The organism is Bacteroides stercorirosoris (assembly GCF_900142015.1).
GTDB lineage: Bacteria > Bacteroidota > Bacteroidia > Bacteroidales > Bacteroidaceae > Bacteroides > Bacteroides stercorirosoris.
The window spans coordinates 1-24,994 of sequence record NZ_FQZN01000051.1; the positions used below are offsets into that span (position 1 = coordinate 1).

Below are 24,994 nucleotides of genomic sequence, written 5' to 3' on the forward strand. Positions count from 1 at the left end.
ATCTTTAGTTCTATTAGCATTGGTCTTGAGTGTTAATCTTATGGCCCAAACAATAACACAGACAGGTGTTGTTGTTGACCAAAACAATGAACCAATGATCGGTGTAACTGTACAGGCAAAAGGTACAACAACTGGTGGCATTACAGATTTAGATGGTAACTTTACCATTAAATGCAATAAAGGTGCCACATTAGTTTTCTCTTTTATGGGATACAAAACAGTTGAGCACAAAGCAAGCGGTCAAAGAATGAAGATTGAAATGGCCGAAGATGCTCAGGCTTTGGATGAAGTTGTAATTGTTGGTTTCGGTTCAATGAACAAAAAGCATATTACAGGTTCAATGACTTCAGTTGATTCTAAGATCTTAGAAGAAAAGAATTCAGTAAATGTTTTCGATGCATTACAAGGAGCTGCTCCTGGTATGCAAATCGTATCAAACTCCGGAGCACCTGGCTCATCTTCATTTGTATCTATCCGTGGTGCCTCTACTTTTAGTGATGAAGGTGTATCTCCACTGTATGTTGTAGATGGAGTAGTTGTTGATAACATTGACGATATTTCTGCCAATGATATTAAGCAGATTGACGTTATGAAAGATGCTGCTTCTTCAGCTATTTATGGTGCCCGTTCTGCAAATGGTGTAATATTGATTACTACAAAATCCGGTGAATCTGGCAAGCCGCGTGTTGATGCCCGTTATCAACATTCCTTTTACACTGTTGCCCGTAAATTACCTCAAGTTAATGCGTTTGAAAGCCGTTTAAGTATGGCAGCTTCCGATTTAAATAATCCTTCCAAAACTTTAGAGAAGTTTTCCGCACGCACAGACTCTGTAGGCATGCAGTATAGTACCAACTATTATTATCAGGATTTATTGTTCCGTACAGGTGGGCGTGATGATGCCAGTGTACAAATTAGTGGTGGTTCCAAAGGGTTCAAGTATCGTGCATCTTTGAACTACATTGGTGAAAAAGGTGTAATTTTAGAGTCTGGAAATGACAGATATACCGCTAATGTCAATGTTGATTATGAACCGTGGAAAAATATAAAGTTTACTACCCGTGTTCGTTTGAGCTACAATAAAACTAATAATATTAAAGAAACTGTTTTGCAAGATGCCATGCGTCGTGATCCTGATATGATTATCTGGTATCCGGATGGTGAATTAATTCCTTATTACTCTTCGGGGGGACGTCGTAATCCTATTGCTGAACTAAAACAAAAGTTAGATGAACGCTCGACTTATAGAGGAAACTTTTATCAGGGTATAACCTGGACATTTACTCCTTGGTTAAGATTGGATGCTGACATTTCAGCTGATTATACATCTAATAGAAATTTAACATTCTCATCCAAGTATCTGGAAGGAAGTGATAATGGGAAAAATACAGGAGCAGATAAAAGCCAACAAACTTGGAAATATGCAGGCGAAGCTTATTTAAACTTCAATAAGACAATTGCCAAAGACCATTCTTTGAGTGCTATGGTTGGTAGCAGTTTTGAAGTTAGTAATCAATTGGCATATAATATAGCCGGTTCGTTTTTCCTCTCCGAAGATATTCATTATATGAATTTGGCTACTGTAAAAGATGTGAAGAATATCAATACAACCGGTTGGGATGAAGCTATGGTAGGCGTATTTGGACGTGTAGTATATAGTTGGAAGAGTCGCTATACCGTGACTGGTAATCTTCGATTTGACGGTTCTTCCCGTTTTGGTAAGAATAATCGTTGGGGATCTTTCCCTTCTGTTTCTGCTGCATGGCGTATTTCGGATGAACCTTTCATGCGTTGGGCTAATAACATTCTTACGGATGCCAAAATCCGTGCCAGCTATGGTATTACTGGTAATGACAAAATTGGACGCTATGAATCGCAAACCGTTTATACAGCCGGTTCCCAATATTATAACTCAGTAGGTGGCATTGTACCTGCATCTAAATATGGTAATCCTGACTTAAAATGGGAACAGACCAAGCAAACAAATATCGGTGTGGATTTGAGTTTTCTGAATGGACGTATTATGTTTGTTGCTGACTATTACATAAAGAAAACGAGTGACTTGCTTTCTGACTATAATCTTCCAAGTACTACCGGTTATGATAAAATGCGTGTAAACTTGGCTAGTATTGAAAATAAAGGTGTTGAATTATCACTTACAGCAACACCAGTCAGAACACGTGATTTTAGCTGGAGTACTACTGTAAATTGGTGGAAGAATGATAATAAGATTCTTGATTTAGCACGTGAGGATTATATTAATAGTGCTTGGCTGATTGCAGCAGGAAAACCAGCTGGTCTATTCTATGGTTATAAGAATTTGGGGGTATATGAATATGACGCAAGTAATGCCTGGACTCAAGATTATAAAAACCGTCTGACTCCTGTTTTCAAACGGGATAATGAAGGTAATGTCATTATAGGTTTAAACGGTCAGCCAACATTGGAAAAATATCTGAACCCAGATGGTACTGAATATACAGGCAAAATTGCTCAGATGAAAGTAAATGGAGTAGTCGCTGGTGGTGGTGACGTCATATGGTATAACAAGCCTGATGAAAACGGCGAGTTAGATGATGTGATCAATTCTAACGACCAGACCGAATTAGGCAAAGCTAATCCAGATTGGTTTGGATCCTGGGGTAATACCCTCACATATAAAGACTTTTCTCTTTCATTTAACTTCTATGTTAGCTGGGGCGGACAAGTCTGGAATGACTTGAAGCGTTATTATTGTTCATGGGGAGGAAATACTCATAAACAAACTCCCGAATATATTATGCAAGGCTGGAAATATCCGGGTGAGATCACAAGTTGGTATGCATTGAACTCCAAACAACGCAAAACCAATAATCACTCTATGAGTTTGAGCGATCAGTTCTTGGAAGATGCGACTTTTATTCGTTTACAATCTGTTCGATTAAGTTACAGTGTGGATCCTAAATTCTTAGGCAAAACTCCACTCCGCTCAGTACAAGCATATATTTATGGTAACAATTTACTGACTTGGACTAATTATACAGGATATGATCCGGAGTTGAGTGGCGGTGTTCTTACTCCAGGTAAAGACAGTTCTAAATATCCTCGTAAGCGTGAGTTTGGCTTTGGGTTCAACATCGGATTTTAACTAAAAAGATAAGAAAATGAAGAAATATATAATATTAGCTTTTACAAGTCTTTTGGCTTTATCAAGTTGTGAGAGTTTTTTAGACAGATCTCCTTTGTCAGATTTGTCTCCATCAAGTTACTTTAAAGATAAAGCTGAAATGAAGAACTGGAATGCAGGTATTTATGATGCGTTTCAGAGTGCACTTTCCAGGCGTCAGGTTCTTTTTGGTGATGTACGTTCAGATAATGTAACCGGTACATCCTATGAAGATTCTAAGATTTACATGAATGCCTTGATGCCAAATATCTCAGAAGCCAGTTGGGAACCTTTTTTCACTTGCATCTCCAGATGTAATATTGGTATTCAAAAATATCCGACAATTCCTAACGTCTTAGAATCTGAGTATGCTCCATATATCGGACAATGCTATGCCATGCGTGCTTATATGTATTTTTGGGGAACCCGTACTTGGGGTAAAATGCCAATAATAACGGAACCATGGGATGGATCCTTAAATTCTATTGCCGTTCCCCGTTCTTCTTTAGAACAGGTAAAGGAACAAATCTTATCTGATATAGAAAAAGCTATCAGTTACTTTAATCAATCTGATACAAGTGATAAAATTTATTTGGGCAAAGATGCAATGTACGCTTTATTGACAGAAGTTCACATGTGGTATAATGACTATCAAGGTGCATTAACAGCTTCAGAACATTTTATCAACCATAAGAGTTTGTCATTATCTAATGGAGAAATTGAATGGAAAAACATCTTCACCAATCCTAGTAGTTCAAAAGAAGTAATCTTTGCTATGGCATGGGATTACGAAACAGATGGAGCTTTAAGTGGCTGGCCACAACTTTTAGGGGCAAGTAACACGAATAATGGTTACAGAATGGCAGAACCCATTTTTAATGAATTTATAGATCGGCTTCGTTCAGGAGAAGGTTCTGATGCACGTTTTTGGAATACAATTGACACTGTGAAAGTATACTATAAGGCCTCTCGTGTTCCTTTGACGTATGCAAGTTATACAGCTGGAGTAGAAAGCGTAAATAAATGTATCAAATACAGCAATATTGATCCTGAACGCGAATATGATTCCTCTAATCAAGTGTATAAATCATATTTTTCAGTAATGAACACAACAGACAGTGAGTTTTCTCTGGTAATGATGCGTATGGCAAATATCATGTTACTGCGTGCAGAAGCTTTAAATAAGTTGAACAGAGGAGATGAGGCACTGAATATTGTCAATGATATTCGTACTCGTGTGGGTTACTTGAAAGATGCGAAGTTAGAAGTATCCAATGTTAATAATGTAAATGAAGTAGAAAGTATTATTCTGCAAGAAAGACAATTGGAACTTTATGGAGAAGGGTATCGTTGGTTTGATTTAATGCGAACCGGTCATTTAATAGAAGTAATGGACCCTATCTATTCCGCACGTCAAGAAGCAGCAGATGTGACAGTAACCGGTTTCGGGAATGAAGGTACTAAATACTGGCCGATTCATTATGCTGAATTTGAATCAAACAAGGCACTGGTTGGAGATCAGAATCCACCTTATACTGAACGTTAAAAACAAACTATTTAAAAAGAGTTAATAATGAAACTAGAATATTATAAAAAAGCATTAGCCTTGATGGTAATTCCTTTCTTTATAGCAAGCTGTGAATTATTGGGGTTAGATTATCAAGATTCATACGATTATGATTATAATGCTGGCATGCCAAGTAATAAAATAGATATGTCTGCTTTCGAATTTATCAAATCCCGTACAGATATATTTTCTTTATTGGAAGAGGCTATTTTGTATGCAGGAGTTGAAAATGAGTTTAAACAAAGTGGAGTGACTTACTTATTACCTACGAATACAGCATTCAACTCAGAGACGAGTACTGATTTAAGTTATTTTCAGACGCATCAACTAACTTATATAGATGAGGAAACTGGAGAACTTGTTTCTTACGCACCTATAAGTATGACTGCCTATCCCAAAGAACAAGTGAAAGAATTTTTGCTTTATCACATTGTGAAGGGTAAATATACTTTCACTAATCTTCCGGCAGAACCAACTTGGTTTGAGACGGTAGCTACAGCTGATACAGCTAAAATAAACATGTATTTATTGAAAGACCGTAATCCCAACATTGTATTCAACAATTTTGATGGGCATTACAAATCTTCCATCAAGCCACGCACTTCCAATCTTTACAATGCTGACGGTTCATATATGCATGTCATGGATAGTTGGTTGGATCGGCCTACAAAAGAACAACTAAATATGAAATAACCTAAAAAGATTACGATTATGAAATATATTTATCAATTTTTCATTGTTCTACTTTGTGCTTTCTCTTTTGCAAGCTGTGGTGATGATGATTTTATCGAAATAGATTCGTTAAGTACAGATGGAGATGAATTCTACTGTAATCAGAAAGTGAAAGTATGGATGTGTGTACGCTCTAGTGATTTATGGCATACGAATTATGAATGGAGTTGTGATGCGGGTTCATTGACCCAACCTCAAGGTCTAAATGAAATGACATGGAAAGCGCCAAGCACTCCGGGTACATACACAATTACCTGTCGCGCTAGTATTGGTGGCGAATCACAAGTTCGTTCTCATAAGATGTATGTATCCAGTTATTATTTTGATAAATTTGAGAAAACTCCTCATTCTTTATCTTTACAAGGTAGTACAACTGGAACACTTAAAAAAGAATCTAACGGTAACCAATATCTGCAAGCAAAAGTGAATTCTGCCGCAGAAGTAAATCGCTATCTTCGTCGTGCTTTTGGAGATAACACGCTATATACTCCGTTTAGTACCCGCATGAAACTTGGTTTTGACTCTAATGTCCCTAATATGCAAGAAATTGTAGTTGGGAAAAAAACAGGAAAAGCAACATTGGAGTATCGTTGGAATTTACGTTCCGACGCTTCCAACAATGGTTCTTATATTAACCAAATTCGTCTGATATGGTATCCGGGAAAGCTAAAAAGTGGAGAAGTGTATCCGGCTGTACCTAATGAAGAACTTACGATGGAAGGTACTACGGATTATAATGTACAGTTAATTGTCCAGTATACATCGGCCGAAGGCAAAAAAACTACGTATAACGAATATCACAACCTGAATACAATGAATACATTTACTGCCAAACTTTATCAGACAGTATCCATGTCTGTTGACGAAAGTGAAGCAATCATTGTGCATGTAGCTGGTCAGGAAGTATTAAAGAGTAATATTTTAAAAGATGCACGTACTGAAAACTCCTGTGAAGGTCGTATGTCTATCAATAACTGGGAGCTTTATATACCCAATGGCGATGCTGGTAAAAACATTCCGTTAGTATATATTGATGACGCTCACGCCTCTAATACAGGTATTTTAGAATAATATTCATTCATCAAAAAGTATCTTGGGAATTATTGTTCCTAAGATACTTTTTTTAATTCTTGTAATTATGAAAAAACGATTATTTCTTGTTTTGTACACATCACTTTTTGTTGTAACTGTCTTTGGTCAAGACTTTAAGGGAGTTATTGTAAATGCCAAACAACGTCCTTTAAAAGGGATGAAAGTTTGGAAAAAGAATACCACTGAAAGTGTAAAGACAGACAATATGGGAGTATTCTCTTTTTCCGGTTTGCAGCCCACAGATACATTGGTAGTATCTATATCTAAAAAAGAAGAAGCAATTATCCCTATTGGTAAGCTATCTCAAGCTTCTCTTAAATTGGAAAAGAAATTTTTCATCTTATTCGATGGGCAGAAAGAAGAAAAAAGAGAATACACGAGGATTCTCCGTACAAGTTATAACTCAAATGTATTGACTCGTGAACAAATTCAGAAGTTATCAGCCAATAGTATTTACGATCTATTTAAGGGTGGAGCTATTCCGGGGGTAACAGTGAACGGAGACAAAATTACAATTCGCGGAGGAAGTTCATTTGATTTGGATAATGAGCCTTTATTTGTTGTCGACGGTACTTTATACGAAAGTAGCAGTGAAGTAGATGGTGTCGTATCAATCAATGATATAGACAAGGTAGAAATACAAAAAGACGGTGCAGCTTATGGCATGAAAGGAGCTAACGGTGTTGTAATTATTACTACAATTAAGAAATAGTATATAACTATTAAACACGCATGCACTATGAAAAACAACCGGATAAGATATTACCTGAGTTTATGGGTGATACTATTTGTTAGCATCTTTACAAGTAATGCTCAACAAACAGATACTGTTTATATGAACAATATTGTCAGTTCATTTAAACAAGTTACTAATTTGCCGCAGGAGAAAGTCTATTTGCATACCGATAAACCATATTATTTTGCAGGTGATACTATCTGGTTGAAAGCATATTTGGTGAATGCCATTACCCACTTTTCCGGAAATGGCAGTCACTATGTGTATGTAGAGCTCATAAATCGCAAGAATAAAGTTCAGCAGCGTATTAAGATTCGGCAACGCGAAGATATTTTCTCAAGTTTTATCCCTCTTCCAAAATCATTGGAGGCTAGTGATTATTATCTCCGTGCATATACCCATTGGATGTTAAACGAAAAATCCGACTATTATTATTCCAGAAATCTAAAAGTCTTTGCTTCCCAATCTTCGTTTATATATCCGGAAATAAGATATGAACAGAAAGGGAAAAAACGTATAGCAACTGTTACCTTCAAAAGACCCGACAATACCGTCTATGCAGGTAATTACGTGCACTATATGGTTCGTACCAAGCCATACGAAAATAAGTTCCGTCAGCAACAGACTAACAAGAACGGAGAGATTCAGATAGATATACCTGAAAAAGATAAAATAGAGCAATACATCTATGTTGTATTGGAAGATAAACAGTTAAAGCACAAACACACATTTTATGTTCCGGATGCTTTTGACTACCATGTTGATTTTTTTCCGGAAGGTGGTAGCTTAATTTCGGGATGTACCCAAAAAGTGGGTATAAAAGCTATAGACACAAATGGAAATTCAGTAGAAGTGACAGGTAGTATTTTAAACAGTAAAGGTGATACCATTACTCATTTTAAGAGTGCTTATGCAGGTATCGGCAGTTTTATGCTACCTATTTCAATAGGTGAAAAATATAAAGCAGTCGTTAGTTCTATTACAGGAGATATGAAGAAAGAGTTTTTACTGCCTGATCCGGAGGCCGACAAATTCTCTTTATCCATTACCGAACGTAACGGCATCATACATTACACTATATTACATTCTCCCCAAGAGAAGTTGCCGGATAATTTATACTTGATAGCCCATGTTCGTGGTTTTCTCCTATTTGTACAACCCATACAGAAAGGACAAGGAGCGGTCAGCCTGAAATCCATCCCTGAAGGGATATTAACCCTTACTTTATTGGATGGAAATTACGTTCCACACAGTGAACGCCTTGTATTCGTTCGCCAAAACCATTCAACCTGGCAGTTAGCCTCTGATAAAGCATCCTATGGTTCGCGTTCACCGATATCTCTTGATATCCACCTCTCCGATCTGTCAGGGCAACCTATAAAGGGTGATTTCTCTTTAAGCGTTACAGACAACTATGCCATCAAATGTGATTCTACAGCAGATAATATTCTTTCTAATTTGCTGCTGACGTCAGATATAAAAGGATATATCGAAACACCAGGATATTATTTTAAAGATAATTCTCAGCGATTGAAAGCCTGTCTGGATAATTTAATGATGACACAAGGGTGGAGTCGTTTTAATGTAGAAGACATTCTTAAAGAACAGCAAAAGAATCCCAAATACTTTATGGAAATCGGACAAACCATTTCCGGTAAGGTATTAGATATTCGTAATAAGCCACTTTCTGGAAAAACTGTGAATGTTTTTGTCAATAAACGTCCTTATCCCTCAACACAGACAGATAATGACGGAGTGTTTATTGTAGATAAGTTAAGTTTTGCAGATACAGCCAGAGCTGAAGCACAGGTAATAGAAAAAGGGAAATTCTTTCGTGCTAATATCCGGATAGACAGGGATTATTTTCCGGAAGCAGTAAACACCCATCCATACAAGGATGCAAAATATGAGCAACAGAACGAATATATAGAAGAAATGCAATCACCTTTTGTCAGAGAAGATGGAGTCTTGATGCTACGTCTTCCAGAAGTCGTGATTAATGCCAGAAGTTTAGTAAAAGATCGTTTTTCTTCCTATAAAATGGATGATGAAGAGATGTTGGCTCAACAAGACGCGCGCACGGCACTCGATTTAGTCAAGAATGTTCCCGGATTCCGAATTATAGATAATCGTCCCTATATAAACCCCAAATACTCCCAACGTCCGGAACATCTGATGTCTAATGATGTAAATAATAGAAATGCCTTGCGTCCCAAAGAGAAAATAGATTATGGCCGTACTGCGCGCTTCATGCTGGATAACAAAACGATCAGTTTCAATGCTCTTTCTCTCATCAATGCGGAAGACATTGTAGGAGTACACAAAATTGATCCGGAAGTTGATGCAGCCGTCAATATTACTCAAAATCTGAAATACTTGGAAGCAGCCTATAATGAAGCTTTTGAGAGTGGTGCCACCTTAGAAGAATTGGAAGAACTGGAAGTGGACAGACAACTCCAGAAAATGAAGGATGGAACTCAAAGTATTTCCGGTGGATGTATTGTGTTAACCTCACGTACCGGCAATTTAGAGATACCGCGTACTTCCCAAGGAGACACGGCATTCCTGCTCGGCTTTAATCGGTATAAATCCTTTTATAGCCCTAAATACGTAACAGACGAAGAACGCAAATCACTTGTACCGGATAATCGTACCACCATTTACTGGCAGCCTCAACTCCGAACCGATGAAAAAGGTAATGCCAGCGTACACTTTTACACAGCTGATCGTCCCAGCTATTATACAATTATTATTGAAGGTATAACAGATAAAGGTGTACCTTGTCGCTATGAACATTTATTAAAAAGATAAGCAGCTTATTTTTTATTTTAAATTTGATATCATGAAGCGTATAAAATTATTTTTAGCACTATCTGTATTGGCTATTCTTTTATGTGGAATAAGTTCTTGTTCAAAAGAAGAGAGTGATAAACCGAATACTGAACAGCCCGACCCCAAACCAACTCCTGAACCTACCCCAGAACCAGAACCGGATCCAGAACCAGAACCTGATGACTATAAACTACAGGGAAATATGCAAGCCGCACAACAACTGGTTGGAAAAGATTATTCGGAAATCCATAAGTATATGCGCTCTTATGGATGGGACTATTCTGAACATCCCAATTCATCTGATAAAGATCATAAAGACGGAGTGCATTGCGAAGTTATATATGACGAAACGATACAGCAATATGTTTTCAAGTTTATCAGTCATGCCAATGCTGATGCCCTTGACGGTGACCGGGGGAAACTGGAAGACCGCCAACGTAATGAAATGAAAACACAAACGACTGCTGCCTGGTATAAATTGAATGGTAACTGGGATGAATGGCAACGCCTTGAATGGAAATTCCGTATTCCGAAAGATTTCAGACCTTCTACAAGTTTCTGTCATATTCACCAATTAAAGGCACAGGAGGGTAATAATGGTTCTCCATTGATAACCATAACTCCCCGCTGCAATAGTAATGGCAGTAACCGTCGTGTACAAGTGATCCATACCGGTGATAATAGTGCTACTACTAAAGGAACAATCATAGACAATCTGCCATTGTCTGATTTTGAAGATGAATGGATACAAGTAGAAACAGAGATGCACTTTACGCACGATGGGGCGTTCAGTATTAAGATGACGCGTATCAGTGACAGTAAAGTATTAGTTGATAAAGCTTTTAGCAATATTGACCTATGGCGGAAGGGAGCGATAAGTATCCGAAATAAATTCGGCATTTATCGTAGCTTTGGAAGAAAGATGGAAAGTACTGATGATCGTCCTACTAATGGAATAAAGGATGAGACTTTGCAACTGGCAGATTTCAAGGTTTATGAGAAAAAGACAAATCCCAAGCCTGAAAGCCACGATTAGGGTGATTTATAAAAAGTGTGCGCGAAATTACTGACGACGGGAAAGCATGTCGATACGTAAAACAGATAAGATAAATTGCTAATAAACGGAGGAGGCGGAGGCATAGTCAGATTATTTCCGTATCCCTTTTAAGGAACAATATGTTCACAGGCAAGAAATATTTGTTTCACAGGCAAGAAATGAACGTTCCACCCCTGAGAAATAAACGTTCCTCAGGGGTGGAACGACGACATCGCTTCTTCGTGGAATCTTATTTATCGCACTTCGTTACAGAATAATCAATAAAAGAAAGTCTTATCGGACAGGGAAACCTATACTAGTCAGTGACGCCCAAGGCATAAACGATTGATTGGCCGTTCCTTCCGGACGGCTTTTTTGAATCATCTTACGAGTGTACGGCATATCCATTCCTTTGCGGTCGTGATAATGATGATAAGCCCGTTCCCAGGCTGGACAGATTTTCTCCCGTTGTTTGGATGAGATCTCAGGTCCATAGACCGGCTTTCCAAACCAAGTGATATACTGTACATGAGGAACTTCTTCGCCCGACATGTATCGGGCCGTGTACTCAAATCCTTTGTAGAGGCGATTGTCGAACGCTCCATATAAGTCTATATCTTGATTCCAGGCAATTTCGGCGGCACAGGCAAGGAAAGCAAGCCCCATCTGTACGTGTTGTTGGTCACGCCCACTCTCCTGGCATTGTCCGCTTTCATAAAAATAGTTTTTGATAGCACCATTCGTATCACCATCGGTCAGCTGCTTACAGGCAGTGTCAAAAATATCCCGCCGGTCGAGGAAGATGCCGATACACATAAGTGTTTGTCCGTTGGCAGCATCCCAATTGCCATTATAACGAGGCGTCCAGTCCTTTATCACCGGGTACCAGACGTTGATGACCATATCTTCAAATGCTTTACGATCTTTGGCATTCCAGCCTTTATAAGTATGTTTTATTATCTCGGCGGCATTGAGATATTTGATTCCTGCCGTACCCACCTTCAATTGACGGTTGTGATTTACGACCGATTCAAGAGTCTGAGCCCAGGCATTGAATATCTCGACAGCCTTCTCCGCATAAGCTTTATCCCCTTCCACATACCATTGCAAAGCCATGGTGTAGGCTGCCGCACCATCACGTACAAACTCTTTCCCTCCATTATCGGGTTTGTTATAAGGGCCGTTATCTACAATCTTAAAAGGAGTCGGTTTGTAATTGAGCGAAGCGATTTCCGATGACTTGAGCTGGTTCCACGCTTCCTTCCAAGGTTCTTCGCCTGCAAGGACTTTAGCTTTCATGAATTCAAGATCAGAGGTCGTGTGTAACATTCCGGGATGTACGAATTCCTGTCCGAAACTGACAATGCATATCAGCGCATACAGGAGTGAGAAAAAAGTTCTTTTAGTCATAATCATTAAGAAATTTATTGCTATTGATATAATACATAGTTACGTTATTTTCCGACAGTTCTTATCAGAACCTTCCGGCTATAAGCCTTCTGGCCGGCTTCTTGCACACGAACCACATAAAAATCATCGTTCAATGGCATACTCTCCACCCAATTGCCAGAAGAAGATTTGAGCATCTGCACCGTGCTTCCATGAGTCGTGTAAATAGATATCCATGCATCTTTTTGCGACTTTACTCTCACACGATTTGTTTCCACAACAATATGCGGGATATCTTCTCTGCCTGCTTCAGACATTATCCCCGTAGAGATGCCTCTTGCCGCCCTCTGAGCCTCATAGAGTGATGCGGGCTGCAGGCCTTTACGATTCTGCCCTTCTATATATCCATTGGTATATTCGCTCATATTGTTGCGGTATCTCCGTATTGTTTTAGCCGTGCATCCGATAGCGTAGTTTTGTCCCGTAGGCACTTTATCCAGATAAATGGCACCGTCTTGTACATCACAATTCCAGAACACGCTGTTGGTGCCTCCCCATCCGTGGCCGCTTCCCATATTGTCACGCAGATACATACCTATTTTCCCGGCATTCGATTTTATAGTTCCCAATTCCGTCCAGTTATCAAACAGAATCCCCTGCGACCACAACCGGTGTCCCTCAGCTTGTGCAAGGGAAAGTTCCGAACGGAAATTCAACACAACAATGCCGCTGGTAGAGGCACAGCCGTTGGAGATATAATGATGACGTCCGTTGCGGGCATAACAGTCCTTCAGCAAGATGAGTTGTGAACGATGGTAATTCTCAAAGTTGTAATACGTACCGCCTGTGCAAAGTCCGGAGGGATCAATAGCATAGCAATCTTCAATTGTACTCCTCGTAGTGGAAGTCGTTTTAATGCCCGCATGGACAAAACCGGACATTGAAACACCTTTCACCCATGAATTTTCCAACGAACTCATATAGATACAATTCTGATCAACGTTAGCCGTGGAATTCTCCGGACTTCTTTCAAAAGAGATGTGCAGATTCTCAATCCCTACATTGTGGCGGATTGTTCCCGGATTTGGTATCTTATAGATATATGCCTGTGCATACTGTACGTCGAGCGCATAAAATACGGGCGCATCCACTTCAATCATATTACCTTCCACTTTGGTGACGTAGCGATGATAGGAAATATCAATATCCTTAGTTTTCCATTTCTTGCTTTCATCTGTGTTGCGCTTTGTATTGCCGCCATACCAGACTGCCTCCAGCCAAGCTGTTGTGGTAGGATATTTTATACAAATCAAGTCGCCCGCCCGATAAGCGCTTGCATCTTCCACCTGAAAGGAACAGTCGCCGGGCATCACCTTCTGTGTTACAATATTTACCTGAGCATCTCCTTTCCCATTTCCCCAATTGTGCGCGGAGGAATTTCCCATTAAGATAAGCCGTTTAGCCTTTTCTGCCGCATTTCTACCGTAGAGAACCGTGGAATCATTGTCCGAGAAGCAATTACCTTCGCCACGCAGAATGACTCCGTCGTAAGTCAGGTTTAACGTCCCGTCCACATTATACCGTCCGGCTTTCAGCAATACGACTCCTCTGATACCCTCTGCGTTCAAAGCCTGTTTTCCTACTTCGTCAATGGCTTTCTGTATATGTTGCGTATTATCGGCCTCCTTGTCCTCCAGAGGACTGAGAGTAATGGTACGTTCCGGTAAACTGACCACAGGAAGGTCTTTTCCATTCCCATATCCGGCCTGGCTGAAATCTGGAATGACAAAGCCATCATTATCTTTCTTATAAGTCAGGCTTCCGGATTCATCCTGAATAACGAGTTGCGATTGCCAACTTTCCTGGGCATTAAGGGAGTAGCTGCCTACAAAACATAAGCTCCCGATACATAAAGATACAAGTTGTGATTTCATATGTATTTATTACTTTTTTGTGATATGTAAAGAAAGGGAGATTTCTTCTATCAGTTTTGTAGTGTTATCTCATTTCCTTGCAATATTGTATCGGTCTATTTCATGGTGACATAGATTATAGCATTTCATCGACACAAAGACATACTACGGGCGATTATTCTGACAGGGCTTTAAGGAGAAAACAGTCTTTCAGCCGGACTAACCATCCGTTTTTTCAGAACAGATGGTCTATCTGACCGGAACAGACGGTCTGTTTACCCAAAACAAACCATGTATTTCAGCTAAACATACCATCTTTTCGGGCAAAACTAACATTCTTTTTCGTGATAAGGCTACACCTTATGCCCCAAAAGGTGTAGCTATGTTGCATAAAGGGTGACACCATACGGGATATAGGGTGTAGCCCTTTACTTATCGGGTTATATTCTTTTCTGGTTGCATCGGGAAAGTATTCGGGCGGAGAGTGTTCTTTTTGCGCATAGAACACATGAAGGCTATCATTTTTATCTAAGATATGACAGTCGTTACGTCCCTTTTTATGATTCTGTCCCCTTTCCCTTTCTTTCCGCATTTCTTTAATAGGGAATGCTTGCGTTCTTTCTTTTTTCCCCCACCATTGGGCGGAAAGAAAGGAATCTGAGACAATAGGATTATCATTTTGTCATGGCTGACAAAATGATTTTTAAAGGTTATTTTCTGAAAAACCGATTAGTCATGCGGCTGAGGATTCGGATTGGTATGCGCTTCATAAACTTTGAAATCAGCCAGCTGCAGGCTTTCATCTTTAAGTCCGTTATCGGGTCTGTCGGATGCACTTTGCATTTTCCGCCCCAGACTGCGATAAATACCAAATTTATTCCGGATACTTGTCGCCCCCTTCCTCCATAAGTCTACATCGGCGAAAGATTGGTCGGCAAGCACTTTCCCATCGCTGATACGGGTCAGTTTGATGCGGAACGTGCCATGATGGGTATAATGCATTTCTGTCTCCACTTGTATCCATTCATCTTCAAAGTCAGCAAGCGGAAGGTTGTCTATGATAACACCTTTGCCGGAAGTCCGTGTGTCGCCTGTATGAATCACTTGTACACGCTTATTCCCTCCGTCTTCATCGCAACGGGTACTGATAGTAATGAGTGGGGCGCCATTGTTGCCTTCCTGTGCCTTCAGTTGGTGAAGATGACAGAACTTGGTGGTGGGTTGGAAACCTTTGGGTATGCGGAATTTCCATTCCAGCCGTTGCCACTCGTTCCAGTTTCCGTTCAGATGATACCAGTCATGGTTTGTCTGGCTTTTCATCTCATTGCGCTGGCGGTCACTTAGCAATCTTCCCCGGTCACTGTCCAAAGCTCCGGCATTGGCATGATTGGTGAATTTGAAAACATATTGCTGCAGGGCAGCATCAAAAAGAACTTCACAATGCACACCGTCGTAATGGTCGTTTTTCGAGATATTGGGATGTTCGGAATAGTCCCACCCCAGGGCACGCATATACTCATGTATAGCCCTGTAATCTTTTCCCGCTAACTCGCGAGAAGCTTGCATACCTCCCTGAAAAGTATAGTCGGAACGGACAGGGGAAGGTAACTGTACGGTAGGCCCATATCCAATGGCTTGCAATGCAGATTCGCCCAAACGTTCCTTCAATTGCGCCAGATAAAGACTTTGAGGGGCAACCGGAGTATCATGCGAATCGAAAATACCTACCGGTAACGTAGGACCGGACTGATTGAAAGGACGACGCAACGGAGTACTTTCTCCTTTACTGCCTATTACCCAGTTATAAGTGCCCGGGGGAATCTGATTTACATAACTCTTCGCCAAGCAATTCCAGGCAACAGACCAGGCTGTGCCCCAACCATGACCGGAACCCATAGAGCCACGGTTCTTGAAATCAATACCTCCGCCCGGCAAATTACAATTGTCAAGCAATAAACCTGTACTCCAACGTTGATGTCCTTCTATACGGCCATTCCCTTTGAAGTTGCAATTAAGGAATACAATAGGCCCCGTTTGTCCGGCGCCAAGTGCCACAAACCAGATATTATCTCCCTCTACCGAACAACGGTCAATCAGAATCTGCCCTCCGTTCGGTGCAAACTCCGCCGGCTTGGAAGCTCCCTGGTGCAAAGCCCTCCTGATTACATTAATCTGCTGCAAAGTGATGCGTCGCCCGCCTACACCTATGCTCTCCATGGTTTCCAGTGCATTGATGTCCTTTGCCCAACAGTCTTCTCCGTTGATTCTTAGTGCATAATATAATGCTTTCCCGTGATTGACCGCTTGTGCGGGCGACTCAATACGCAGATTCTCCACACCGCACTGACGGAGCCGTTGTACGTTATTGGCCACCACTAATGTAGTATTGTCATCGGTGAATTTCGCATCGTAAGAGTCTACTAGCGGGACACTCAGCACAATTGTATTTCCTTCGATACCTGCAATAGTCCGTTCGGCAATCAGTTGCCGTCCTGCCTTTATCCAGATTTGAGGTTTCCCGTCACGAACCAAATCATTCATCTTCATATATTTGATCCATTTATCGGTTACGGGTTTGCGTATTTCTATATTGTCGCCGACGGAAAGTCCGGAAACATCAGCCACCGTCAGGCGATATGAACCGGCAGGGATGTACTTGTCGGTCACCTTTATGCTTTTTTCATTTGGAGAAGTTTCGCCTAAACGATTGCCTGCACGTTGGCGGATGCCATTATTCACCACGATTGCCGTATGTTTGCCTCCGGTCATGACGATAACGCTTCCACTCGGATCACTCCCGCTGCCGCGCAATACAACGCCATCTGCCATTATCTGAAGGGAACGGTTGCATACATAACGTCCCGGTGCCAGCAGAACTGCACCCCGAAAGCCATCGGCATCTTTGGGAAGTGCGGAAACCATATCAATGGCTTTTTGAATATAATCCGTGCAATCTTCGTTTTCTCCTAAAGGATGTACGGTCAGTTTTGCCGGAACGTATGGCAAGGTTACACCACCGCCCTTATATCCGGCATGTGAAAAGTCGATAATCCGGTCACCTCTCTTAGTGGCTTTATACACTAACTTTCCGTTAGCATCCGAATAAACCCACTGGCTTTTGCCTGTCGGTTCCTGCCCCATAATGGATAGGGGGAAAAGAAGGCATAGTAGATAATAAATGTTCTTCATTCTTTGTCTTATTTTCAGGTTTACACTTTGTATTCCAACAATAGACAAAAGTAGGCAAAGGCAATAAATAGCATTATAACTAATGTCTCAAATTCTATAACTAATATCTATTAATTGATTTATTTGAGAGAATAAAGTATCCATTCAGGGATTTTCATGGCAGAAGAGTTAGCGAAGGATTATTTTATCCGTATGATAATAACGCCATTAGCTCCTTTCATTCCATATTCAGAGCCATCTTTTTTAATCTCAACTTCTCGTATGTCTTCTACTGACACTGCATTATTGGCTTCTTCCAATGAATTATATTCGGTTCCACCTACAATGAAAAGCGGTTCGGTACTGAGGGCAAAAGATGAACTTCCCCGTATTGAAGCCTTCATTTGTCCGTCTGAATAATTAATCTGCAATCCGGCAATATTACCTCGCAGCAAATCTATTAAATTGTTGACGTCTAATTGCCGGATTCTCTCATAAGTGATAATATTGCTATTATAGGTTTGTTCCGGTATTTCCTGATACATGCAGGTTATTGTTTTTTCATTCGTGGCATAGCGCAATGAATTCTTCCCTAGATGTATGGTATAGGTTGGAATTCCCGATATAGGCACATAAGCCACCAACTTCCTGTTAGGATATACCAACAGTGTATCGCCTGTTTTCACATTATCCAGTTCAAATGTACCTTTTGATGAAGTGGAAAGCATCTTCATGCGCCCCTTTACCCGCATTTTTATCTTCTTGGCCGGTTTACCCTTTTCATTTAGGATAACTCCTGCCACATTGTCCTGTGCTGTTCCCACCAGTGAAATCAGAATAGCTGATAATAAAATCAGAATACGATGTTTCATATCTTTATAATATTAGTAAAAGGAGAGAATATTCAAACACAATATGTATGTCCAATATTCTCTCCTTTTTCGATGAATGAGATTGATTATTTATCTTTCACGAGGTTCGGCTGTGCAGATTGTACCGTTATCAAATACAAATAGATTGTCGGCAAAAATAACGACTTTGTTGTCCAATCCGAAACCAGAGCGAGATACATTATACTGTTCCTGCACACTGGCTAATGCACTGCTCTCAAAATATTTCTTGCCATCATAGTAAACTATGAATTTCTTATTTGCATCGATTGATACTGCAATTGTTTTGAAAGCGTCCTTTTTAAATTTAAAGTTTGCCGTATCTGTACCTTCATCTATTGTAATATCTGTCGTCTCTCCTGTTGTCACGTTGGTTGTGGTATAAGTTGCTTTCCATGCTCCTGTTTTGGGGTAGGTTGTAAAGCATGCCTTAGTTACATAAAACGTGGCATTATTGATACGGGCAAATTCAATACGGATCTCTGCAAAATTATTATCTGAAGGACAAGCATTTACTGCATAGTCCACTTGTGTGGAGAAAGGAACAGATACATTATTCCAGCTACGGGCAAAACGGCCGTCGGCTTTAGTGGAAGTCAGTTTAACTGCACCATTCGTTCCCTTATTAGCGTCAAATGCTACTGTCATAGATGCATTAGACCAGCCTTCATTATAATAAGGAGTTTCAAAGTTAGAGTAAAACAGCTCGTCCAGTACAGTCATTTTAGAACGACGGGTTTCTTTCTTACCCCCACATTTCACCGTACACCAGATTTCATAAGTTCCGGCTTCATTCGGAGCTTTCCATACATTCTCAAATAGTCCTTGAGGATTTGTCATGCTTCCACCATCGCATCCCCATTCATAACTAACATCTGTATCATCACTGAGTTCGGCAGAAACAAATACTTTCACCACATCATTACGGCAAAACTTTGTGCCGAAAGTGTTCAATGAAACAATATTTACGCTGTCATCGTCTGAACAGGAAGTGAAGATCACACATATTAATATAGCGATATTGAATACTAGTTTTTTCATACGTTTCTATATTATTAATTTATTCTTGACCCAAAAAATATCTCGATGGGCGAGGTTGCCACCAATCAGATACATGGATATAACCATCACGTGCATGAATGTTAGTAGTGCGACAACTACCGGAAGATGCAGCTAACAATCCTCTAAAATTCCATTCAAAATTATTCAATTGAAGCGGTAGGTTACGGTCATGTCCGGCTTTGACACACATTACTGCAGTATCTCCTTGAAGTGTCTGACCATCTTTGTTGTAGGAAAAGCTACCTTCTCCATAAGTCCCGATCCAGCGGTCCGAAGAATCTATATTAAAATATGACCATTCTCCTCTTACAATATGATAAGTTAGCAGTTCTTTTACCACTTTTTTGTCATATTGCTCCCAAGCAGTAGCAGCTGCGGCTTCCGTAGCTCCTGGAAGCATCACCGGATTTTTCTTCCAAAAACAGTTATCCCCACTGCTAAGAGCACTATTGGTCAGTAATATATGCGTATTTCCTGCTTCTTTGTACAGATCTTCGATTCCGGCATATTGAATACCTTCAATTAAAGAACTGAATATATCAGGACGGCTCTGGATAAATTCCCAGATTGTCATATTTACCTTATTATCCGCTTTTTTGGCTTCATATTCCTCGTTACTTTGAAAATCAAGATCAAACAAGGTGCATGAACTTAGTGAAATGCAAAATAAGGCAAGGCTTATAAAATATCTAAAGATTTTCATATTCATTATTGTTTAAGACATTATTGTTATTCTTCATAAGGCTTGTTCTGTTGTCCTCTCATAGATGGATTCTTACGGAATACATCCTGATTCAGAGGCCACAAAATTCTGCCGTAACCGCCAATCTGATTAGCTTCTTTCTCAGCACCAATAACAAAACCTTCCGGAATTCTCTGATCACCCAAGTCTTCATTCTGCAAATATGGATCTAAGTATTCTTTTACCATATCATTGCGTACCAAATCAAACCAACGTTTACCTTCTGCCCAAAGCTCAATGGTACGTTCATCAATAATCAACTTAATCAGATCTTTTTCGGTTGGGTAATCCTCTAAAACTGCAGTATTTTCCCAGCCTGCACGTTCGCGTATTTGATTGACGATATTAATCGCGCCTTGATAATCTTTATGTGTACCTAATACTAAAGCTTCAGCTTTTAGCAACAATATATCTGCTAAGCGATAAATTGGCATATGGGTAGAACATGATCCGTTAGCAACATAGGAATATCCAGGTCTGCCATCATTAGCAGTCGCTCCGTATTCTGTGAATTTCGGGCATTTAATCTGGAAATTAGCAGCATTACCATAATCACCGTTCATTGCTTTTTCATACGATTCGTCTATCATCTCGTCAGGAGTAATGAAATAGCTGATAGCAAATGTATCCATGATCATAGTGACGCGGTTATCTTCTCTCTTACGGGATACCAATTCCTTATAATATGCCTTTGTCGGATGATATCGGATCGTGTTTGAACCTGACGCAAGTTCCTGAGCATATCCAAAGCCATTGCTATCTTCTTCATAATTCCAGAAAAGATTGAATATCATTTCTTTAGAGCTTGATGGATTCAAAAACATGCTGGAATAGGTAGATGCCGGTTCAAGACTATACTTATAGTTTGTCAGTAAGTCATTAGCTGCTACGAGCGCTTTGTCATATTCCTTATACCACATTAATACATCTACACGTAATGCCATAATAGCTCCACGGTTTAAATAGTACTTACTGGCACTGGACATATCTGTAGAAGCACCAATATGTTCTAATGCTTTCTCTATATCTTCCAGAATAAAAGCTTTCAATTCTTCTACAGAAGTTCTTCCATAATATCGTTCCTGAGAAGAGACATCTTCCATGGGTTCAGTGATTTTAGGTACACCGCCCCATACACGTATAGCATAAAAATACATCAATGCACGCATTGCATAAGCCTGACCTAAATATGGAGCAGATACAGAACTGCCTATAGGGCTGGTGGGAATATGCTTAATAGCTGCATTCGCACGATAAATAGTTTTATAAAGGTCACTCCAACTGGAAGAACCAGACTGAGAGTTCAAACCATTGTATAGTAAGTTACGGTCATAAGCCGTTCCACGTTCTGCATACACACCGGAACGAAGTTCGCCCCAATAGAACCAGTTTGTACGTAAAGTCGATTGCAGACCGTCATACATACCTGCATTCCAGGTTTTCAAATCCTGTTCTGAAGTCCAGAAAGTCTCACCCGACAGCGAACTTTCGGGTTGTCTGTCTAAGAAGTTCTCACAAGAAGCGAGCAGCAGACTGACACCAGCGATTAGTAAATATTTTAATCTTTTCATAAGTTGTTACAAGTTAAAAGTTAACATTTAGACCGAAACCAATTTCTCTTGCGGTAGGATATCGTCCGTTATCAATACCCGGACGCAGCACATTACTGTTGGAAATACTTGACGGATCAAATCCTTTGTATTTTGTCCAAGTCAGAAGGTTGTTTCCATATACGTACAACTGGAGATCAGAGATATGGAACCGCTTAGTGAAATTACGATCAACCCTATAAGCCAAACGAGCATTTGTTAGACGAATATAGTCGCCATCTTCCAGAAAGAAAGAAGAAAGTTCACGCGCATTGTTTACACCAGTTGTTGCTTTGGCACTACTATAAACTTCTGTTATTTGTCCTTGATATTTCCACAAACGATAACAGTCTCTTGCTAACGGAGTCATGTTCGATGATGAATTCTGTAACAGGTCACGACGTTGTTTATTATAAATCTTGTTACCGAAACTTCCATAAAACGAGAAGGATAATGAAAAATTCTTGTAATTCAAATAGTTAGTCCATCCCATATACCATGTAGGCATGCCATTACCCAAGATACGTCTGTCCGAGTCACCTATTACACCATCATGATCCAAATCATCCCAGATTATATCACCACCTTTGCTCACTGAACCGGCGGTAGTCATTTTACCTACATCACCTGTATATTTCTGACCACCTTTTGTCTCATAGTGTGAGAAAATGGGTTTACCGTTAGAACCATAAATATAGTTATTATAGTTATTCGGATCTCTTTGATACACAGGAACCAAACGATCACCAAACGAACCGTCGCTATTCTTGATATATGCATTTGCTTCATCTGTGGCATAAATACCCAAGGCTTTTTGGCCGAACCATTGTCCCAAAGGCGAACCTTCTTCAATTAAGTATTTACCATCTTCCACAAAGCTCTTGCCTTCCGATAGCTTTAATACTTTATTTTTGTTTTTAGTATAGGTAAGAGTGGTCTGCCATGAAAAATCGCGAAGCTGAATAGGAGTTGCATTTATCGTCAGCTCAATACCTTTATTCTCAATATTACCCATATTGACACGCATACTACTAACACCTAATTCCGAAGGGATTACTTCATCAGCCAACAAATCTTTAGTCTTCTTGATATAATATTCCGCTACTAAAGAAACTCGTCCGTCAAGTAATGTCACATCCAAACCAATATTAGTTTGTTCTGTTGACTCCCAACTTAAATCAAGGTTAGCCAGCTTATCCGTTTGGGTAACTCCGATGACGCCATTATAATATGAACCAATATTATATTGGTTAATTGATTCATAGTTACCTACGCGTTCATTACCATTTGTACCCCAACTGAGTCTGAATTTAGCATCAGTCAGTACAGGCTTTGCCCAGTCAAAGAAAAATTCATCAGAAGCGCGCCATGCAATAGATGCAGACGGGAATAGTCCCCAACGGTTACCAACGAAACGTGAAGAACCATCATAACGAAGATTTGACGTAAATATATATTTCCCTTTATAACTATAGTTTACACGTCCGAAGAAAGATGCCATAGCATGACTTTCATAAGTGGTCTTAGTTTTTGTCAGGTCTTTCACTTGCTGAGCGTTAGAAGTTAGGATCGATTCTGATACATAATCGCTACCTTCTAAGTGGAATGTCTCATCACGCCAATCCTCGACACTGGTACCGAACATAGCGCCTACTGAATGATCTTTGAAATCTCTGGCAAAGTTAATGTAGGTTTCCGCAGATAATTTACGAGGGATTTTTGCATCATTAGAACCGGAACTGATACCTGAAGAAACCAAATCTCCACGGATTAACTGGTCATTACGGTTAACTTTCAATTCTCCCTGTACATTGGCAGACCAGATTAAGCCTTTCATAAGCTGAAATTCTGCTCCCTGATACAAAGAAACTGAATAAGAAACACTTTTATTAACACGTTCATATGCATCAGCTATCGGATTGAACTGCCCACCATTATTATATACATAAGATCCATCAGGGAAGTAAAGTGCCATTTGTGGCGGACGACGTAATGCCTGATTAATTACACCACCAGTATTGATGTTATTCTTATCCGTATAAGCCACATTAAAGCGGCTCATTAATTTGAAACGATCCGACACAGCGAAATCAACGTTAGTTCTAGAAGTTATACGATTCAAATAACTATTTAGTACAATACCTTGTTCGTTCAAATAACCAATACTTGTATAATAACTCATTTTATTCTTTGCACCACTGATATTAATATCAACTTGGTTAGAATGAGCCATACGAGTAATCAAATCCTGATAGTCGTTATCAGCCATGAAGTTAGGATGCAAAGAGTCATTACTGGTTTTCCATAAAGAAGTTCCTGCATTACCGGCTCTTTCTTTCAAATAACGTTCAAATGCATTTGCCTGATCAATCTTATGTCCTAACTTCTTCATTGAGTGGTTGTACTTCACTGAAATTCTAGCAGGAGCACCTTCTTTACCACGTTTAGTACTGATGATAATTACACCAGCAGCCGAACGTGAACCATAAATAGCGGCTGAAGCAGCATCTTTCAAAATTTCCATGCTTTCAATGTCGGCAGGATTGATAGTAGAAATATTATCTACTGCCACACCGTCTACAATGTATAACGGAGTAACACCTGATCCCATAGTAGAAGCACCACGAATCAGCATAGTACCTGTATCCCCAGGAGCACCTGAGTTATTGGAAATCTGCAGACCGGATACTTCCCCCTGTAATGCTTGAAAGATATCAGTCGGTTGGCGTTCTTCAATCGTTTTGGCATTTACAGTGGAGATAGCACCTGTCAAATCTCTCTTCTTTACCGTACCGTAACCTATGACTACAACTTCATCCAATGCTTGGGCGTCTTCCGTCAGTACTATATTCATTTTAGTACCCATTGCTACCTGCGTTGCATCCTTATAGCCAATATAGCTAAATTTCAATGTAGCACCTTTGTTACATTTAATAGAGAAGTTACCATCAATATCAGTAATTGTCCCATTACTACCTTTCATAACGGAAACCGTTACTCCAATTAGAGGTTCCCCATTTTGATCGACAACCGTACCAGTTGTTGTTATTTCCTGAGCATATAGATTAAAACTCATAGAAAATGTAAACAGAACGAGGAAA

15 protein-coding genes are annotated in these 24,994 nt (G+C 39.9%); 7 read left to right on the forward strand and 8 right to left on the reverse strand.

Annotated features, from left to right (window positions below; genetic code table 11):
• The 7 genes from BUC01_RS23145 to BUC01_RS23175 form a co-directional block, all read left to right on the forward strand.
• Positions 1 to 3,127: SusC/RagA family TonB-linked outer membrane protein (locus tag BUC01_RS23145; RefSeq protein ID WP_073315016.1), on the forward strand; the 3,127-nt coding region annotated here is incomplete at its 5' end.
• 16 nt (positions 3,128 to 3,143) lie between these two features.
• Positions 3,144 to 4,691, forward strand: a complete 1,548-nt coding sequence (locus BUC01_RS23150; protein WP_025834948.1) for a RagB/SusD family nutrient uptake outer membrane protein — start codon at positions 3,144 to 3,146, stop codon at positions 4,689 to 4,691.
• A gap of 27 nt (positions 4,692 to 4,718) precedes the next feature.
• A complete protein-coding gene (locus BUC01_RS23155) occupies positions 4,719 to 5,405 on the forward strand; it encodes a fasciclin domain-containing protein (RefSeq protein WP_025834946.1) in 687 nt (228 codons plus the stop codon).
• Between the two features lie 18 nt (positions 5,406 to 5,423).
• Complete coding sequence (locus BUC01_RS23160) at positions 5,424 to 6,515, forward strand: hypothetical protein (RefSeq protein ID WP_073315018.1); 1,092 nt, start codon at positions 5,424 to 5,426, stop codon at positions 6,513 to 6,515.
• A 67-nt stretch (positions 6,516 to 6,582) separates the two neighbouring features.
• Positions 6,583 to 7,248 carry a TonB-dependent receptor plug domain-containing protein gene (locus BUC01_RS23165; RefSeq protein WP_025834944.1) on the forward strand — a complete coding sequence of 222 codons (666 nt, stop codon included), beginning with the start codon at positions 6,583 to 6,585 and terminating at the stop codon, positions 7,246 to 7,248.
• Positions 7,249 to 7,275: 27 nt separating this feature from the next.
• On the forward strand, positions 7,276 to 10,083 hold the full coding sequence (locus tag BUC01_RS23170; protein ID WP_025834942.1) for a hypothetical protein: 2,808 nt from the start codon (positions 7,276 to 7,278) through the stop codon (positions 10,081 to 10,083).
• Between the two features lie 31 nt (positions 10,084 to 10,114).
• Positions 10,115 to 11,140: a hypothetical protein gene (locus BUC01_RS23175; protein ID WP_025834939.1), complete on the forward strand. Its 1,026-nt coding sequence runs from the start codon at positions 10,115 to 10,117 to the stop codon at positions 11,138 to 11,140.
• Between the two features lie 294 nt (positions 11,141 to 11,434).
• On the opposite strand, the gene BUC01_RS23180 is transcribed toward BUC01_RS23175, so the two are convergent.
• From BUC01_RS23180 to BUC01_RS23220, 8 genes are all read right to left on the reverse strand, one after another.
• Positions 11,435 to 12,550, reverse strand: a complete 1,116-nt coding sequence (locus tag BUC01_RS23180) for an alginate lyase family protein (RefSeq protein WP_243462727.1) — start codon at positions 12,548 to 12,550, stop codon at positions 11,435 to 11,437.
• Between the two features lie 44 nt (positions 12,551 to 12,594).
• Positions 12,595 to 14,463, reverse strand: a complete 1,869-nt coding sequence (locus BUC01_RS23185; RefSeq protein WP_073315020.1) for a hypothetical protein — start codon at positions 14,461 to 14,463, stop codon at positions 12,595 to 12,597.
• A 708-nt stretch (positions 14,464 to 15,171) separates the two neighbouring features.
• Complete coding sequence (locus tag BUC01_RS23195) at positions 15,172 to 17,631, reverse strand: hypothetical protein (RefSeq protein ID WP_073315022.1); 2,460 nt, start codon at positions 17,629 to 17,631, stop codon at positions 15,172 to 15,174.
• Between the two features lie 179 nt (positions 17,632 to 17,810).
• A complete protein-coding gene (locus BUC01_RS23200) occupies positions 17,811 to 18,482 on the reverse strand; it encodes a TonB-dependent receptor plug domain-containing protein (RefSeq protein ID WP_073315024.1) in 672 nt (223 codons plus the stop codon).
• Between the two features lie 90 nt (positions 18,483 to 18,572).
• Positions 18,573 to 19,541: a hypothetical protein gene (locus BUC01_RS23205; protein ID WP_025834935.1), complete on the reverse strand. Its 969-nt coding sequence runs from the start codon at positions 19,539 to 19,541 to the stop codon at positions 18,573 to 18,575.
• 19 nt (positions 19,542 to 19,560) lie between these two features.
• Positions 19,561 to 20,265, reverse strand: a complete 705-nt coding sequence (locus tag BUC01_RS23210; RefSeq protein ID WP_227071414.1) for a hypothetical protein — start codon at positions 20,263 to 20,265, stop codon at positions 19,561 to 19,563.
• A gap of 26 nt (positions 20,266 to 20,291) precedes the next feature.
• Positions 20,292 to 21,875 carry a RagB/SusD family nutrient uptake outer membrane protein gene (locus BUC01_RS23215; protein ID WP_025834932.1) on the reverse strand — a complete coding sequence of 528 codons (1,584 nt, stop codon included), beginning with the start codon at positions 21,873 to 21,875 and terminating at the stop codon, positions 20,292 to 20,294.
• Between the two features lie 13 nt (positions 21,876 to 21,888).
• Positions 21,889 to 24,994, reverse strand: a 3,106-nt coding sequence (locus BUC01_RS23220; RefSeq protein WP_073315026.1) for a SusC/RagA family TonB-linked outer membrane protein, incomplete at its 5' end; no start/stop codon positions are given.

What these genes read in the sequence shown, in the direction of transcription:
- BUC01_RS23175 (WP_025834939.1), top strand. Translation starts at nt 10,115, where the DNA reads ATGAAGCGTATAAAATTATTTTTAGCACTATCTGTATTGGCTATTCTT.
- BUC01_RS23195 (WP_073315022.1), bottom strand. Translation starts at nt 17,631, where the DNA reads ATGAAGAACATTTATTATCTACTATGCCTTCTTTTCCCCCTATCCATT.
- BUC01_RS23180 (WP_243462727.1), bottom strand. Translation starts at nt 12,550, where the DNA reads ATGACTAAAAGAACTTTTTTCTCACTCCTGTATGCGCTGATATGCATT.
- BUC01_RS23210 (WP_227071414.1), bottom strand. Translation starts at nt 20,265, where the DNA reads ATGAAAATCTTTAGATATTTTATAAGCCTTGCCTTATTTTGCATTTCA.
- BUC01_RS23200 (WP_073315024.1), bottom strand. Translation starts at nt 18,482, where the DNA reads ATGAAACATCGTATTCTGATTTTATTATCAGCTATTCTGATTTCACTG.
- BUC01_RS23170 (WP_025834942.1), top strand. Translation starts at nt 7,276, where the DNA reads ATGAAAAACAACCGGATAAGATATTACCTGAGTTTATGGGTGATACTA.
- BUC01_RS23155 (WP_025834946.1), top strand. Translation starts at nt 4,719, where the DNA reads ATGAAACTAGAATATTATAAAAAAGCATTAGCCTTGATGGTAATTCCT.
- BUC01_RS23150 (WP_025834948.1), top strand. Translation starts at nt 3,144, where the DNA reads ATGAAGAAATATATAATATTAGCTTTTACAAGTCTTTTGGCTTTATCA.
- BUC01_RS23205 (WP_025834935.1), bottom strand. Translation starts at nt 19,541, where the DNA reads ATGAAAAAACTAGTATTCAATATCGCTATATTAATATGTGTGATCTTC.
- BUC01_RS23215 (WP_025834932.1), bottom strand. Translation starts at nt 21,875, where the DNA reads ATGAAAAGATTAAAATATTTACTAATCGCTGGTGTCAGTCTGCTGCTC.
- BUC01_RS23165 (WP_025834944.1), top strand. Translation starts at nt 6,583, where the DNA reads ATGAAAAAACGATTATTTCTTGTTTTGTACACATCACTTTTTGTTGTA.
- BUC01_RS23160 (WP_073315018.1), top strand. Translation starts at nt 5,424, where the DNA reads ATGAAATATATTTATCAATTTTTCATTGTTCTACTTTGTGCTTTCTCT.
- BUC01_RS23185 (WP_073315020.1), bottom strand. Translation starts at nt 14,463, where the DNA reads ATGAAATCACAACTTGTATCTTTATGTATCGGGAGCTTATGTTTTGTA.